We start from the raw sequence: 1,048 nt of genomic DNA, 5'->3' as shown, positions 1-1,048 counted from the left end.
CGGCGGGCTGCGGGGCAGGCTCGTCCTGACTCCCTAGCCTGGACGGCATGGATGATCGCGTACTCCTCATCACCGGCGCCTCGCGCGGGCTCGGCGCCGCCACCGCGCGGCTGGCCGCCGAAGCCGGGTTCAAGGTCGCGCTCGTGGCTCGGCAGGCCGGGTCCGTCGCGGCGCTCGCCGCCGAACTGGGCGAAGACCGGGCAGTCGCCCTCGGCGCCGACGTCGGCGACTGGCCGAGCGTCTCCGCGGCCGTCGACGAGACCGTCGCCCGGTTCGGGCGGCTCGACGCGGCCTTCGCCAACGCCGGCATCGGCGTCGGGACGTCGTTCTTCGGCACCGACGACCCCGACCCGCGAGCGTGGGAGGCGATGGTCCGCACCAACGTCCTGGGCGCCGCCTACACCGCCCGGGCCGTCCTCCCGGCGCTCAAGGAGACGGCCGGGCACCTGCTGATCACCGGGTCGGTCGCGGGCCGCTACATCCGGAACAGCAGCCTTTATTCGGCGACGAAGTGGGCGGTGACCGGAATGGCGGGCGCGATCCGCGAGGAGGCCGTCGGCACCGGCGTCCGGGTCACGCTGATCAACCCGGGCATCACCGACACCGACATCCTCACCGACGAGCAGCGCAAGAAGCCGAAGCTGGCGGCGGACGACATCGCCCGCGCGGTGCTCTACGCCCTCCAGCAGCCGCCGTCGGTCGACGTCAACGAGATCATGGTCCGGCCGACGGGCCAGGTCCTCTAGCGCAGGCGCGCCACCCGGCCCTGGGCCCCGCTGGCCCAGCAGGCCGCGCCGGCGCAGTCCACGGAGTCGAAGCTGCCGGTGTCGAAGCGGGTCCAATGCCGTCCGCCGTCGGGACTGAGGTCGCTGCCGCCGGGGCCGACCGCGAGCACTGTGCCGCCGCGCCAGGCCAGCCCGGAGCGGTACCCCGCCGGGTACTGCCCCGGGGTGGTCCAGGTGTGGCCGCGGTCGCGGGTCAGCGCGACAGCCGGGCCCGGCGCGTCCGGGTTCGCGAAGTCGCCGCCGATCGCGATCCCCTGGGACGG

At 74.9% G+C, this 1,048-nt stretch carries 1 protein-coding gene and 1 pseudogene; one reads left to right on the top strand and one right to left on the bottom strand.

The window, feature by feature from the left end:
* Positions 1–47 precede the first annotated feature (47 nt).
* Positions 48–746 carry an SDR family oxidoreductase gene (locus G3I65_RS48850; protein WP_160702422.1) on the top strand — a complete coding sequence of 233 codons (699 nt, stop codon included), beginning with the start codon at positions 48–50 and terminating at the stop codon, positions 744–746.
* On the opposite strand, the pseudogene G3I65_RS48845 reads toward G3I65_RS48850, so the two are convergent.
* Positions 743–1,048, bottom strand: a pseudogene (locus G3I65_RS48845) (oxidoreductase); the annotation flags it as partial. The gene G3I65_RS48850 and the pseudogene G3I65_RS48845 sit on opposite strands and share 4 nt — an antisense overlap.

Source organism: Amycolatopsis sp. SID8362, from assembly GCF_010550475.1.
Classification (GTDB): Bacteria; Actinomycetota; Actinomycetes; order Mycobacteriales; family Pseudonocardiaceae; genus Amycolatopsis; species Amycolatopsis eburnea.
Note: the sequence above shows the minus strand (reverse complement) of the source record. Positions and strands in the feature narration are given on the sequence as shown.

Bases quoted from the DNA above. Each gene is read 5' to 3' on its own strand.
- G3I65_RS48850 (WP_160702422.1), top strand. From the start codon at position 48: ATGGATGATCGCGTACTCCTCATCACCGGCGCCTCGCGCGGGCTCGGC.